Annotated in this window: 12 protein-coding genes; all 12 read left to right on the top strand. The window is 72.3% G+C overall.

Going from position 1 to position 12,254, the window contains the following annotated elements:
* Window positions 1–143 precede the first annotated feature (143 nt).
* Window positions 144–833, top strand: a complete 690-nt coding sequence (rimP, locus tag AB0C03_RS03410) for a ribosome maturation factor RimP (RefSeq protein WP_210865791.1) — start codon at window positions 144–146, stop codon at window positions 831–833.
* Window positions 830–1,873, top strand: coding sequence for a transcription termination factor NusA (gene nusA / locus AB0C03_RS03405; protein WP_030337606.1), 1,044 nt, complete (start codon window positions 830–832; stop codon window positions 1,871–1,873). Before rimP ends, nusA begins: the two co-directional genes overlap by 4 nt.
* A gap of 16 nt (window positions 1,874–1,889) precedes the next feature.
* A complete protein-coding gene (locus AB0C03_RS03400; protein WP_081884157.1) occupies window positions 1,890–2,222 on the top strand; it encodes a YlxR family protein in 333 nt (110 codons plus the stop codon).
* Between the two features lie 93 nt (window positions 2,223–2,315).
* Window positions 2,316–5,339 (top strand): translation initiation factor IF-2, encoded by a 3,024-nt coding sequence (infB, locus tag AB0C03_RS03395; RefSeq protein ID WP_030337605.1) that lies wholly within the window; start codon window positions 2,316–2,318, stop codon window positions 5,337–5,339.
* A gap of 90 nt (window positions 5,340–5,429) precedes the next feature.
* The gene (locus AB0C03_RS03390; protein WP_030337604.1) at window positions 5,430–5,726 is read left to right on the top strand and encodes a DUF503 domain-containing protein; all 297 of its coding nucleotides are present in this window, start codon (window positions 5,430–5,432) and stop codon (window positions 5,724–5,726) included.
* A gap of 126 nt (window positions 5,727–5,852) precedes the next feature.
* A complete protein-coding gene (rbfA, locus tag AB0C03_RS03385; protein WP_210865792.1) occupies window positions 5,853–6,353 on the top strand; it encodes a 30S ribosome-binding factor RbfA in 501 nt (166 codons plus the stop codon).
* On the top strand, window positions 6,350–7,399 hold the full coding sequence (locus AB0C03_RS03380) for a DHH family phosphoesterase (RefSeq protein WP_357633921.1): 1,050 nt from the start codon (window positions 6,350–6,352) through the stop codon (window positions 7,397–7,399). The genes rbfA and AB0C03_RS03380 overlap by 4 nt, the downstream gene beginning before the upstream one ends.
* Before the next feature lie 99 nt (window positions 7,400–7,498).
* On the top strand, window positions 7,499–7,906 hold the full coding sequence (locus tag AB0C03_RS03375) for a hypothetical protein (protein WP_030337600.1): 408 nt from the start codon (window positions 7,499–7,501) through the stop codon (window positions 7,904–7,906).
* Window positions 7,906–8,115, top strand: a complete 210-nt coding sequence (locus AB0C03_RS03370; RefSeq protein ID WP_030337599.1) for a DUF6186 family protein — start codon at window positions 7,906–7,908, stop codon at window positions 8,113–8,115. Before AB0C03_RS03375 ends, AB0C03_RS03370 begins: the two co-directional genes overlap by 1 nt.
* Window positions 8,116–8,881: 766 nt before the next feature.
* Window positions 8,882–10,207, top strand: coding sequence for an MATE family efflux transporter (locus AB0C03_RS03365; protein ID WP_030337597.1), 1,326 nt, complete (start codon window positions 8,882–8,884; stop codon window positions 10,205–10,207).
* 80 nt (window positions 10,208–10,287) lie between these two features.
* Window positions 10,288–11,172, top strand: coding sequence for a tRNA pseudouridine(55) synthase TruB (gene truB, locus AB0C03_RS03360; RefSeq protein ID WP_357633917.1), 885 nt, complete (start codon window positions 10,288–10,290; stop codon window positions 11,170–11,172).
* Window positions 11,173–11,246: 74 nt separating this feature from the next.
* A complete protein-coding gene (locus AB0C03_RS03355; RefSeq protein WP_030337595.1) occupies window positions 11,247–12,176 on the top strand; it encodes a bifunctional riboflavin kinase/FAD synthetase in 930 nt (309 codons plus the stop codon).
* The last annotated feature ends 78 nt before the right edge of the window (window positions 12,177–12,254 follow it).

Raw genomic sequence — 12,254 nt, 5'->3', positions numbered from 1 at the left:
CAGGGGGCACCGGCGTCGGTGCGCCGCCCGGTCCGCCGCCGGGCAGGCGCGTTACGCTCTGCGCAACCACCGGCGTGTCCACTCCGGTGGCGTGCCGGCATGGCGGGACTTCCGGTCCCCGTCGACCAGGGAGAGGTGCGGAGATGACGCAGCGTGGCCGTGCCACCAGGCCGACGGGTCGACCCCGCGACACCGCGGGTCCCCGCGGCGGTGACCTCGCCGCGCGGCGGACCCGACTGCGGGCCGTGATCGAACCGGTGGTCAACGACGCCGGCTACGACCTTGAGGACCTGTCGGTCTCCCGGGCCGGCCGCCGACATGTGGTGCGGGTGCTGGTGGACACCGACGGCGGGATCGACCTGGACGCCGTCGCGGACGTCTCCCGCGCGGTCTCGGCCGCGCTGGACGCCGCCGAGGAGACCGGTGGCGACATCGTCTCCGGCGAGTACCAGCTGGAAGTCAGCTCGCCCGGTGTGGACCGGCCGCTCACCCTGCCCCGCCACTGGCGGCGCAACGTGGGCCGACTGGTCAAGGTCACCGTCCGGGGCGCGGCCACGCTGCCCGGCCAGCGTGGCGAACAGCCCGCCGGTGACCGTCAGCTGACCGGCCGGGTGGTCGCTGCCGACGACGAGGGCGTGCACCTGGAGACCGACGGCGGCCGTGCCGCCTGGGCGTACGCCCAGCTGGGCCCCGGCCGCGTGCAGGTCGAGTTCACCCGGCTCGCCGAACTCGGCGAGCCGGACGACGAGATCGACGACGCGGACGATTCCGACGAGATCGACGATTCAGACGACATCGACGACGAAGATGATGTGGAGGACGAGGAGAGGTGAACATCGACCTCGCGGCGCTGCGCGCACTCGAGCGCGAGCGGGAGATCCCGTTCGACACGATTCTCGCGGCGATCGAGACCGCGTTGCTGACCGCCTACCGGCACACCGACGGGGCCGAACCGCACGCCCGGGTGGAGATCGACCGCAAGTCGGGCGCCGCCCTGGTGTACGCGCAGGAGATGGACTCCGACGGCAGCCTGGTACGCGAGTGGGACGACACCCCGCACGACTTCGGCCGGATCGCCGCCATGACCGCCAAGCAGGTGATCCTGCAGCGGTTGCGGGAGGCCACCGACGAGGTGCACTTCGGTGAGTACGTGGGCCGCGAGGGTGACCTGGTGACCGGTGTGGTGCAGGCGCACGAGACGCGTACCGAGAAGGGCATCGTCAGCGTCGACCTCGGCAAGCTGGAGGGCGTGCTGCCGCAGTCCGAGCAGGTGCCCGGTGAGCGGTACGCGCACGGCGAGCGGGTCCGCTGCGTCGTGGTGCACGTCGCCAAGGGCATGCGTGGGCCGCAGATCACCCTGTCCCGGTCGCACCCGGCGCTGGTCAAGAAGCTGTTCGCCCTGGAGGTCCCGGAGATCGCCGACGGCACCGTGGAGATCGGCGCGATCGCCCGTGAGGCGGGCCATCGCACGAAGATCGCCGTCCGCTCCACCACCCCTGGCGTGAACGCCAAGGGCGCCTGTATCGGCCCGATGGGTCAGCGGGTGCGGGCCGTGATGAGTGAGCTGCACGGCGAAAAGATCGACATTATCGACTGGTCGGACGACCCGGCCACCTTCGTCGGCAACGCGCTGTCGCCGGCCAAGGCGTTGCGGGTCGAGGTGGTCGACCTGGCCGGTCGGGCCGCCCGGGTGACAGTTCCCGACTTCCAGCTCTCGCTCGCGATCGGTCGGGAGGGGCAGAATGCCCGACTCGCGGCCCGATTGACCGGTTGGCGGATCGACATCCGCTCCGATGCGGAGCAGTCCCCGCCTGCCGCGCGTGGGGTAACTGATCACGTGCGGGAGCCGGGCGGCGCGATCTCGGGTAGCTAGGGGTAGACTTCCTCCAGTGGTACGACGCGCGCAGCCGGAGCGCACCTGTGTGGGTTGCCGGCAACGTGCGCCGGCCAGCGAATTGCTGCGGATCGTCGCGGTCAGGGACGAGGCTGGTCACAGCCTCCGGCCTGATCCGCTCCGCAGGCTGCCGGGTCGGGGAGCGAACATGCACCCGGATCCGGCCTGCTTCGCGCTGGCGGTGCGGCGCCGCGCCTTCGGGCGTGCGCTGCGCAGCACCGAGGTCCTTGACCACGGTGTGCTGGCAGAGCACGTCGATGCGCCAACCACTACGTCCGGTCAGCCCGACCGGGCGAGGGTCGCTAGCAGGGTAGGACGACCGACATGAGCACACGATGAAGTCCCTGAAATGACCAGGCTTCAAGTGCACGAGTGAGGTCGCTGCGGGTGCTGCCCGCACGACCTCGGAGTGAGGAGTGCAGTGGCAGGCAAGGCCCGCGTACACGAGCTTGCAAAAGAGCTCGGGGTCGAGAGTAAGACCGTTCTCGCCAAGTTGAAGGAAATGGGCGAGTTCGTGAAGTCCGCGTCCAGCACCGTCGAGGCGCCCGTCGCCCGGCGGCTGCGTAACGCATTCGTCGCGTCCGCCGGTGCCCCGGCACCGGCCGCCCCGTCGGCGCCCGCGTCGACGCCGGCTTCAGCCCCGACCCCGACGCCAACCCCGACCCCGGGCGCGCCCCGGGTCTCGGCCAAGCCGATGCCGCCTCGGCGGCCGGCCGCGCCGGCACCCGGTCCGAAGCCCAAGGGTCCGGTGCCCGGTGCGCCGCAGTCGGCGACTCCGGTCGCCAAGCCGGCGAGTGCCCACGACATCGAGGTGGCGGCCGCGGAGGCGCGTGCCGCCGCGCTGAAGGCTGAGCAGGAGGCCGCGGTCAAGGCCGCGCAGGCCGCCCGCCAGCAGCAGCGGGAGAACCCGGTTCGCCGGGAGCCCCCGGCGGACGGTGGCAGCGGTAACCGTCCCGGCCCTCGGCCGGGTCCCGCGGCGATGCCGCCCCGTCCCGGTTCGCCGGCAGCTCGTCCGAGCGCGCCGGCTCCCGGTCCGGGTGCCCGGCCGGGCGGTCGCCCGCCGGCGCGCGGTGCCGGTAACAACCCGTTCGGCATCCAGGGTGGCCAGCAGCAGCGGCCCCCGGCCGCCGGTGCGGGTGGCCCTCGGCCCAACAGCCCGGCGGGCATGCCGCCGCGGCCGAGCCCGAACTCCATGCCGCCGCGGCCCAGCCCGGCGTCCATGCCGAGCCAGCGTCCGGCTGCCGGTCGCCCCGGTCCCGGTGGGGCTGGTCGTCCCGGCGGCGGCGCAGGCCGTCCCGGTGGCGGTGGCGGCGGCTTCCGTGGCGGTCCCGGCGGTGGCGCCGGTGGCGGTGGCGGTTACCGCGGCGGCCCTGGTGGCGGCGCGGGTGCCGGCGGTGGCGGTGGCTACCGTGGCGGTCCCGGTGGCGGCGGCGGTGCTCCCGGTGGCGGTTTCCGTCCGGGTGCTCCGGCTGGCGGCGGCGGTCGTCCGGGTGCCGGTGGTCGTGGCCGTGGCGGCGGTGCCGCGGGTGCCTTCGGGCGTCCGGGTGGCCGGCCGACGCGCGGTCGTAAGTCCAAGAAGCAGCGCAGACAGGAGTTCGACAACCTGTCGGCTCCGACCATGAGCTCGGGTGCTCCCCGGGGTCAGGGTCAGGTCGTCCGGCTCTCCCGTGGCGCCTCGCTGTCGGACTTCGCCGACAAGATCAACGCCAACCCGGGTTCGCTGGTCCAGGAGATGTTCAACCTGGGCGAGATGGTCACCGCGACCCAGTCCTGTTCTGACGACACCCTGCAGCTGCTGGGTGAGCACCTGGGCTTCGACATCCAGATCGTCAGCCCGGAGGACGAGGACCGCGAGCTGCTCGCGCAGTTCAACATCGACCTCGACGCGGAGGTGGCCGAGGAGCGTCTGGTCAGCCGTGCGCCGGTGGTGACCGTCATGGGTCACGTCGACCACGGTAAGACCAAGCTGCTCGACGCCATCCGCAAGGCGAACGTCGTGGCCGGTGAGGCGGGTGGCATCACCCAGCACATCGGTGCCTACCAGGTGCACGTTCCGCACGATGGTGTGGACCGCGCGGTGACCTTCATCGACACCCCGGGTCACGAGGCGTTCACCGCCATGCGTGCCCGTGGTGCCCAGGTGACGGACATCGTGATCCTGGTCGTCGCGGCCGACGACGGCGTGATGCCGCAGACCATCGAGGCGTTGAACCACGCCAAGGCGGCCGACGTGCCGATCGTGGTCGCGGTCAACAAGGTCGACAAGCCGGAGGCCAACCCGGACAAGGTCCGCCAGCAGCTGACCGAGTACGGCCTGGTCGCCGAGGAGTACGGCGGCGAGACCATGTTCGTCAACGTGGCCGCCAAGCCCGGCATCGGCATCGAGGAGCTGCTCGAGGCCGTCCTGCTGACCGCCGACGCGTCGCTGGAGCTGACCGCTCCGATCGACGGGCCGGCGCAGGGTGTGGCCATCGAGGCGCACCTGGACAAGGGCCGCGGTGCGGTGGCGACGGTGCTGGTGCAGAAGGGCACCCTGCGGGCGGGCGACTCGATCGTCGCCGGTGGGGCGCACGGCCGGGTCCGGGCCATGCTCGACGAGAACGGCAACCAGCTCTCCGAGGCTGGGCCGGCGCGTCCGGTCATGGTGCTGGGTCTGACCGCGCCGCCCGGTGCGGGTGACACGTTCCTCGCCGCGGCGGACGACCGCACGGTGCGGCAGATCGCCGAGCAGCGACAGGCACGGCGGCGGGCGGCGGCATTCGCCAACTCCCGTGGTCGGGCCACCCTCGAGACGCTCATGGAGCAGCTCAAGGAGGGCGAGAAGACCTCGCTCAACCTCATCCTCAAGGGCGATGTCTCCGGTTCGGTGGAGGCCCTGGAGGACGCGCTGTTCAACCTCGACATCCCCGAGGAGGTCCAGCTCAAGGTCCTCGACCGGGGCGTCGGCGCGATCACCGAGAGCAACGTCATGCTCGCGAGCGCCTCGTCCGAGCCGGTCACGATCATCGGCTTCAACGTGCGGGCCTCGAACAAGGTCCGTGAGATGGCCGACCGCGAGGGCGTGGAGATCCGGTACTACACCGTCATCTACCAGGCCATCGAGGAGATCGAGGCAGCGCTCAAGGGCCTGCTCAAGCCGGAGTACGAGGAGGCCGAGCTGGGCACCGCGGAGATCCGCGATGTCTTCCGCTCGTCCAAGATCGGCAACATCTCCGGTTGCATCGTCCGGTCGGGCGTCATCCGACGCAACGCGAAGGCTCGACTGCTTCGGGACGGGACGGTCGTGGCGGACAACCTCACGATCACCTCGCTCAAGCGGTTCAAGGACGACGCCACCGAGGTCCGCGAGGGCTTCGAGTGCGGTCTGACCCTGGGTGGTTACAACAACGTCCAGGTCGGCGACGTCATCGAGACCTTCGAGATGCGGGAGAAGGTTCGCGCCTGATCCGGCAGTGACACGCTGATCAAGGGGTTTACGCCGACCGGCGTAAACCCCTTGATCATGCGGGGCGGGTTGGCGGTATCGTCCGGGGCGATGTTCACCGGAACCGCGGTCTTCGACCTGCTGCTGCCAGGCGACTCCAGGTCGCTCAAAGCCAAGAGATCATATGTACGGCCGATCGTGGCGGCGCTGCGCCGTTTCGAGGTGTCGGCCGCCGAGGTGGGCGCGCTGGACCTGCATGGTCGAGCGCAGCTCGCGGTGGCCGTGGTGGCCGCCGAGACGACGCACGTCCGTGAGGTGCTGGACTCCTGTGAGCGCCTGGTGGCCGCGCGCCCCGAGGTCGAGTTGCTGTCGGTCCGTCGCCGGCTCTACGGGGCGGACGACGACTGACCATGGTGCCGGCTGTGCCGGGCGACCGGCGCGGCCGCGAAGGTAGTGTTCGAGATGTTGGCCGGTCGGCCGGCGGCCTCCGGGCCGCCGGGTCGACCGGGAGCAGGACGCCGTGGAGGTGGCGAGATGTCTGATCCGGCCAAGGTACGCCGGCACGCGGAACGGGTGCGTGAGCTGGTCGCGTCGGTGGTGCGGAGCCAGATCAAGGACCCGCGGCTCGGGATGATCACCATCACCGACGCCCGGATTACCGCTGACCTGCGCGACGCGACGGTCTTCTACACCGTGCTCGGTGACTCGGTGGCCCAGGCGGACACCGCCGCGGCGCTGGAGAGCGCCAAGGGGATGCTGCGCAGCACTGTCGGCAAGGCCCTCGGGCTGCGCCACTCGCCGACCCTCACCTTCGTCCTCGACGACGTGCAGGACCAGGTCAAGCACATCGACGACCTGCTCGCCGCCGCCCGTAACGCCGATGCCGAGGTGCAGCGGCTCGCCGCCCAGGCGAAGTACGCGGGCGAAGCCCAGCCGTACCGGGTGGACGACGACACGGACGAGGTCGACGAGACGGAAGAGGCCGACGAGGCCACCGACGTCAAGGATTCCCCGCGGGGTGGGGAAACGCGGTGACCAGCACCGCCGACGCCCCGCTCGCCGGGGCTACCGGGCTCGGCCCCGCCGAGGCGGACTGGGCCGCGGCCGAGGCGTTGCTGCGGGCTCTCCCGCCGACCGGCCGTACGCTGCTGATCTGCCACGTCAACCCGGACGGCGACGCGCTGGGCAGCATGCTCGGCTTCGGTCTGGGCCTGCGGCAGTTCGGCGTACGCGACGTCCAGGCGACCTTCCCCGGGCCGCCGGAGGTGCCGGAGCCGTTCCGTGGGCTGCCCGGTCTGGATCTGCTGGTCCCGGCGGACGCCGCCGACCCGGCGCCCGATCTGGTGATCTGCTTCGACGCGGCGAGCGTGTCGCGCCTCGGCGACCTGGCCGGGCGGTTGTCGACGGCGGGTGCGGCGCTGGTGCTCGACCACCATGCCTCGAACCCCGGTTTCGGCACGGTCAACCTGGTCGATCCGAGTGCGGCGGCCACGTCGGTCGTGGCCGAGCAGCTGCTGGCCCGGCTCGGGGTGGTGGTCGATCCGGCCATCGCCGAGTGTCTCTACACGGCGCTGACCACTGACACCGGCTCGTTCCGCTTCGAGGCGACCACGCCGGCGGTGCATCAGATGGCTGCCCGCTTGCTGGCGACCGGCATCTCGCCCGGTGACATCTCCCGACGGGTCTTCGACACCCGGCCCTTCGGCGCGGTTCGCCTCTTCGGCGAGGTGCTCGGTCGGGCCCGGCTGGAGCCGGCCGCCGCTGCCGGCCGGGGGTTGGTCTGGACCTTCGCCACGCTGGACGACCTGGCCCGGCACGACCAGCGGCCGTACGTGCTGGAGGCGTTGATCGACTCGGTGCGGTGCACCGCCGAGGCGGATGTGAGCTGCGTGGTGAAGCAGACCCGGCCCGCCGAGTGGGCGGTGTCGATGCGCAGCAAGGGCGCGGTGGACGTCAGTCGGGTCGCGGTCGCCCTGGGCGGTGGTGGGCACACGTTCGCGGCCGGGTTCACCGGTCGGGGCAGTGTCGAGCAGGTGGTCGAGTCGATCCGTGCTCAGCTGGAGGCGGCACTGATCGGCTGAGGCCGAACTTCGACCGTCGTCGATCGGATCCGGAAGATCAGGGTCAGCTCGGGGAGTGTCGGTCTTCCCGCCCTCCGTGTGACCGGGAAGAATTGCGGGATGGAGCAGCCGCACGACCTCACCGTGGAGGCCCCCCGCGCCTGGGACCGGCCCGCCGTCTCCGTTCCCGTTCTCGTCTGCCTGTCGCTCGTCGGTGGCCGGTTCGCGTCCTTCTCCACCGAGGCGAATCTGTTCACCCTCGGCACGGGTGGGGTGCTGATCTGGCTCGGTCTGAGCAACCGGGTGCCGCGCCGGCCCGCACCGCGCCAGCTGGGCGCGGGGGCCGTCTGGTGGGCGGTGCCGGTGGTGGTCTTCGGGGTCTTCGAGGGCGTGACCTTCGTGATGGCTGCCGGCGATGACTTTCCCACCTTCTCCCGGCTGGCCGACCCTCTCCTGGAAGATCATCTGACCCGGTCGGCAGCCTGGTTCGCCTGGTTGGCCGCCTTCTGGGGGCTGGTGCGGCGATGATGCGGGCGATCGCGATCGGCGGGTTCCTCACCGCGCTGGTCCTCTTCGCGGTGGTGGAGTGGATGGCCCGCCGGGAGGGGTCCCGCATCCCCACGTTGGGCGAGGTCTGCGCGTACGTGATGCGGTACGAGGTCGGCTCGGTGCCGGTGGGCCGGATCGGTCTGTTCGGGTTCTGGTGGTGGCTGGGCTGGCACTTTCTGGCCCGCTGAGCTGGGTTGTCGGGTGTCCAGATGGCGGGAACCGTAAGCAGTATGTGGACCTGAACGATAACTTGGGAGAGGGCCTGCGCCGCCTGGCGGTGCAGGTCACGGGCGGTGGTGCCACACCCTGTGCCGCCTCCCTCCAGGGTCGACCGACCCGGGCTCACGTTGCCCAGCCGGCTGCTCCGGTAACCCCGGACCGCCGTGGGGCGCTCAGCACGATCGCCCGTGAGGGCCGCCGCGTGCCGGCGGCTCCCGCCCTGGAAGAGGAGCGCCACCATGCCGAACAAGCCCAAGCCCGAGACCACCACCGACGACGCCCGCGAGCAGGCCCGCCGCGCGCTGCAGACATCGATGGACACCCGTCAGTGAGCCGACCGCACCAGTGGTGATCCCCTCTGCCGACACGGCCGGGGAGGATCCGACGCCTCTTGGTGCGCCTTTGGAGCTGAATCGTCTACGACATCGCAGGACCTGCCCTGTCTGCGACGTCACGGCCCGCCTCGCCTGGATGTCACAGCCTGCTTCGTCTGCGACGTCACGGCCTGAGTTGTCTGCGACGTGACCACCCGCTTTGTCTGCGACGTCACGACGTGATTCGTCTGCGACATCAGCTCCAAAGCCTCTGACCCCAGTTACTCGCCCCGGCCGGCCCGACCGCACCCGGCCGGCCCGACCGCACCCGGCCGGCCCGACCGCACCCGGCCGCCCGGCGACCGGGTAAGCCCTGGGCGGGATTGCGATCCTTACTGTCGTCGTGCCAGGATCGGCGGCGATGAGTCAGACCGCCCCCACCGCCCACCGACCCGCCTCGCCGCGCCGGATCGCCGCGCTGGCCCTGCCGGCCCTCGTGGTGCTCGCCGCCGAGCCGCTCTACGTGCTGGTCGACACGGCAGTGGTCGGTCACCTCGGCCGGGTGCCGCTCGCCGCGCTCGCCGTCGGTGGCACGGTCATGACGCTGACCGCCTGGGTCGGCACCGTGGTCGCGTACGGCACCACCGGGCGCGCGGCCCGCCGGTTCGGCGCGGGTGACCGGGCGGCCGCCGTCTCCGAAGGCGTCCAGTCGTCCTGGCTGGCGTTCGGTGTCGGTCTGCTGATCGCGGTCGGCATGCAGTTCGGCGGTGGCGCGCTCGCACGTACCCTCGTCGGTGGTGGTGGCGAGGTGGCCGACGCCGCCGCGCAGTGGCTGCGGATCGCGGCCCTCGGCGCCCCCGGCCTGCTGCTCGCCGCCGCCGGCAACGGCTGGCTGCGCGGCGTGCAGGACACTCGCCGCCCGTTGGTCTTCGTGCTCGGCCCCAACCTGCTCTCCGCGCTGCTCTGCCCGCTGCTGGTCTACCCCGGCGGGCTGGGCCTGGTCGGCTCGGCGGTGGCCAACGTCGTCGCGCAGACGCTCTGCGGGGTGCTCTTCGCGGCCGCCCTGGTCGCTGAGCGGGTGTCGCTGCGACCCCGGCCCCGGGTGATCCGCCAGCAGCTGGTGCTCAGCCGCGACCTGCTGATCCGTGGGCTGGCGTTCCAGGCCAGCTTCCTGTCCGCGACCGCCGTCGCCGCCCGGTTCGGCGCCGCCGCCGTCGGTGCCCACCAGATCGCCCTGCAACTCTGGTTCTTCACCGCGCTGGTGCTCGACGCCCTCGCCATCGCCGCGCAGTCCCTGGTCGGCGCCGCGCTCGGCGCCGGCGACGACGCGGGGGCGCGGGCGCTCGCCCGCCGGATCGGGCTGCTCGGCGGCGTCTGCGGCGTGGGCTTCGCGCTGCTCATCGCCGCCGGCGCCGGCATCGTGCCGTCGTGGTTCAGCTCCGATCCGGGGGTACGCGAGCAGGCCGCCGTCGCCTGGCCGTGGTTCGTCGTCATGCTGCCGCTGGCCGGGGTGGTGTTCGCCCTCGACGGCGTGCTGATCGGCGCGGGCGACGTGCGTTACCTGCGCAACCTCACCATCGTGGCGGCGCTCGGCGGCTTCCTGCCGGCCATCTGGCTGGCGTACGCGCTCGATCTCGGGCTGGGCGGCATCTGGGCCGGGCTCACGGTGTTCGTGGTGATCCGGCTGGTCGCCCTGCTGCTGCGACTGCGCAACGGCGGCTGGGCGGTGACCGGCGCGGTCCGCTGAGCACCCCGCCGGTCGTCCGGGTCACCTGGGGGCCCGCCCACGCACTCTCCGACAGCGGTCATCTGGCAGGCTTGGCCGACGTGAGCACCGATGGTCTGATCGTGGTCGACAAGCCCGGCGGCATGACGTCGCACGACGTGGTGGCGCGGATCCGCCGACTGGCCAAGACCCGACGGGTCGGGCACGGCGGCACCCTCGACCCGATGGCCACCGGGGTGCTGGTGATCGGTGTCGGCCGGGCCACCCGGTTGCTGACGTACGTGATCGGCGCGGGCAAGAGCTACACCGGCACCATCCGGCTCGGCCAGACCACCGTCACCGACGACGCCGAGGGCGACGTGACCGCCACCGTGCCGGCCGGCCACGTCACCGACGACGCGATCCGCTCGGCGCTGGCCGGGCTCAGCGGCGAGGTGGACCAGGTGCCGAGCGCGGTCAGCGCCATCAAGATCGACGGGCAGCGGGCGTACAAGCGGGTCCGCGACGGGGAGAGCGTCGAGCTGCCGGCGCGGCGGGTCAGCATCTCCCGGCTGGCGGTGCTGGCGATCCGCCGCACCGAACCGGACGTGGTGGACGTGGACGTGGACGTGACCTGTTCCTCCGGCACGTACATCCGGGCCATCGCCCGGGACGCGGGCCTGGCGCTCGGCGTCGGTGGACACCTCACGGCGTTGCGGCGCACCGCGGTGGGTGGCTTCACCCTCGCCGAGGCGGCCACCCTCGACGAGTTGGAGCAGCGCGCCCCGGACGTGGTGAACCTGCCCCTGGACGCGGCGGCCGACCGGTTCTTCGCGCGCCGGGAGGCCACGCCCGACGAGGCCCGGGTGCTCGCCCACGGTGGGCCACTGGACCCGGCCGGCCTCACCGGGCCGTACGCCGTGTTCGGGCCGGCCGGCGGCTTGATCGCTATCGTCAGCGAGCGGGACGGCCGGGCTCGGGCGGAGATCGTGCTCGCCCCGGCCTGACCGTGGGCGCAGGTCCGTCGGCCGGCAGCCGGCGGTGTCGACCCGCCGGCGGCGGGACAGCAGAGAGGAACGGCATGCAGCGGTGGCGGGGCTACGACGCGGCGCCCGGCGGGTGGGGACGCTCGGTGGTCACCATCGGCGTCTTCGACGGCGTGCACAAGGGGCACCAGGCGACCATCGGGCACACCGTGGCCCGGGCCCGCGAGCTGGGCGTGCAGTCGGTGGTGGTCACCTTCGACCCGCACCCGGCCGAGGTGGTCCGCCCCGGTTCGCACCCGGCGGTGCTCACCGAGCCGGCCCGCAAGGCCGAGCTGATCGAGGCGCTCGGCGTGGACGTGCTCTGCGTGGTGCCGTTCACCCCGGAGTTCTCCCGGGTGCCGGCCGAACAGTTCGTGCACGACGTCCTGGTCGAGCACCTGCACGCGGCGCTGGTGGTGGTCGGCAGCAACTTCCGCTTCGGGCACCGGGCGGCCGGCGACGTCGCGTTGCTGGAGCAGTTGGGTCGGACGTTCGGCTTCGGCGTGGAGGGCGGCCCGCTGGTCGCCGAGGACGGCACCGTCTTCTCCTCCACGTACATCCGGTCCTGCGTCGACGCTGGCGACGTGGGCGCGGCGGCCGCCGCGCTGGGCCGCCCACACCGCCTGGAGGGGGTCGTGGTCCGCGGCGACCAGCGGGGCCGGGAGCTGGGCTTCCCCACCGCCAACCTGCTCTGCCACCGGTACGCGGCGGTGCCCGCCGACGGGGTGTACGCGGCCCGGCTGATCCGGCGCGGTCAGCGTGAACCGCTGCTCGCGGCGGTCTCGGTGGGCACCAACCCGACCTTCTCCGGCCGGGAGCGGCGGGTGGAGGCGTACGCGCTGGACTTCTCCGGCGACCTGTACGGCGAGCGGCTGGCCCTGGACTTCGTGGCGCACCTGCGTGGTCAGGTCCGGTACGACTCGATCGAGCCGTTGATCGCCCAGATGAACCAGGACGTCGAGCGCACCAGGCGCGCGTTGGCCTGATCGTCGTGGCGTGACGGGCCGCCCCGAGGCCCTTCGCCGGGTGTTACCGGCGAGTGCTGGTAGTCTTGCCGGGACGTC

Origin of the sequence: Micromonospora parva (genome assembly GCF_040649675.1) — a bacterium.
Lineage (GTDB): Bacteria > Actinomycetota > Actinomycetes > Mycobacteriales > Micromonosporaceae > Micromonospora > Micromonospora parva.
This window is presented reverse-complemented; position numbering and strand designations above follow the sequence as displayed.

Excerpts from the sequence above, each read along its gene's own strand:
- AB0C03_RS03370 (WP_030337599.1), top strand. The coding sequence starts at position 7,906 with ATGCGGGCGATCGCGATCGGCGGGTTCCTCACCGCGCTGGTCCTCTTC.
- rimP (WP_210865791.1), top strand. The coding sequence starts at position 144 with ATGACGCAGCGTGGCCGTGCCACCAGGCCGACGGGTCGACCCCGCGAC.
- AB0C03_RS03390 (WP_030337604.1), top strand. The coding sequence starts at position 5,430 with ATGTTCACCGGAACCGCGGTCTTCGACCTGCTGCTGCCAGGCGACTCC.
- AB0C03_RS03365 (WP_030337597.1), top strand. The coding sequence starts at position 8,882 with ATGAGTCAGACCGCCCCCACCGCCCACCGACCCGCCTCGCCGCGCCGG.
- AB0C03_RS03355 (WP_030337595.1), top strand. The coding sequence starts at position 11,247 with ATGCAGCGGTGGCGGGGCTACGACGCGGCGCCCGGCGGGTGGGGACGC.
- AB0C03_RS03375 (WP_030337600.1), top strand. The coding sequence starts at position 7,499 with ATGGAGCAGCCGCACGACCTCACCGTGGAGGCCCCCCGCGCCTGGGAC.
- rbfA (WP_210865792.1), top strand. The coding sequence starts at position 5,853 with ATGTCTGATCCGGCCAAGGTACGCCGGCACGCGGAACGGGTGCGTGAG.